Origin of the sequence: Siminovitchia jepli (assembly GCF_047228825.1) — a bacterium.
Taxonomy (GTDB): Bacteria; Bacillota; Bacilli; order Bacillales; family Bacillaceae_C; genus Siminovitchia.
In genome coordinates this window covers 1-1,142 of sequence record NZ_JBFEGN010000203.1, presented here as the reverse complement: position 1 = coordinate 1,142, position 1,142 = coordinate 1, and the positions used below count along the sequence as shown (strand labels likewise).

Annotated in this window: 1 protein-coding gene; it reads right to left on the bottom strand. The window is 42.0% G+C overall.

Annotation, left to right across the window (positions count from 1 at the left end):
* Window positions 1-975 (bottom strand): IS4 family transposase (locus AB1L08_RS22390; RefSeq protein ID WP_413066778.1); only part of this gene is annotated, 975 nt, incomplete at its 3' end.
* Window positions 976-1,142: the final 167 nt, after the last annotated feature.

Genomic DNA, 1,142 nt, shown 5'->3' with positions numbered 1-1,142 from the left:
CCGAATAATTTCTTGTTCGGTAAGGCTACAGTCAGTACTGAGGATGGCAAGCCATTCACTTCGCTTGTTTCTGTTTCGGATGAAAACTACCTTTACAGGTGTCCCATTAGCCATTACCGTATGGATGGAGCGAAGAATTCCTTTCTTTGCCTGTACCGGCTGGGCCAGGCGATAGAGCTGCTTTAAGGAAACAGGATTTCCATTTACTATATAGCGCTGTTTTGTTTCTTTAACCATGCCAATCACATCCAATCCCTGTTCTACAATGGCTTGGACAAGTGGCGGTAGGGTAAACCAGGAATCCATAAGAACATAGGTCGCCTCTATTCCACTGGCTAATGCACGTTTAATCATATCTGGTACCTGGTCAGGCGCTGATTGTAAGGCATTCTCCCGGCGTTTGTACCCGCAGGTGCGTTTGTCAACTTGCGAAGAAATTCCGTTGATCTGGGCTTTCTTCGAACTGAGTAGGGAAAAATCGACTGGCATAAATGTACAACCATCGGACCAGCCCAAAGTCAGCATGCGAAAGCCTTTGTAAAACCGCATTTTCAGAGAAGCATGATCAAAACATCGGGCCAACAGTTCAACCTTTTTACTGCGATTGCGGTCATAGGCAGAGTCATCCAAAATGAATACTTTAGGGCGTCGATCATTCGTCAGGCGATTAACCTTTTGAATCGTATGAGCACTTAAAAGCAGTAGAAAACGGCGCCAATTAAACGTTGACTGATTTAAGAAACGGTAAACCGCATCTTTGGCTGGATATTTATCAGCTTTCTTTGAGTCAAGAAGAGAAAACCAGTTTCTATGCTGAAAAATCAAACAGAACACAAGTTGAAATAAGTAAGAGCAACTGAAACCAAAGGATTTTTTAATACCTGCCTGACGCAAATGCTTATTCATTTTAAGCTCAGAAAAAACAGAATCAACTTCTTTTGGCAATTGATTATATCGGCTATTTTGGTCTATCATAGTAAGGGACACCTCTTCTGTGGTAGTGATTTGTGGACAATCTCACTATACCAGAGATTGAGGTGTTTTTTCATTTATTACCAAGGCTGTCAAGCAACATAATTGATCGCCTCTAGATCCAGTACAGCCAACAATTAGCACTTATTTTGTTGGTGCGAAAGTTGAGT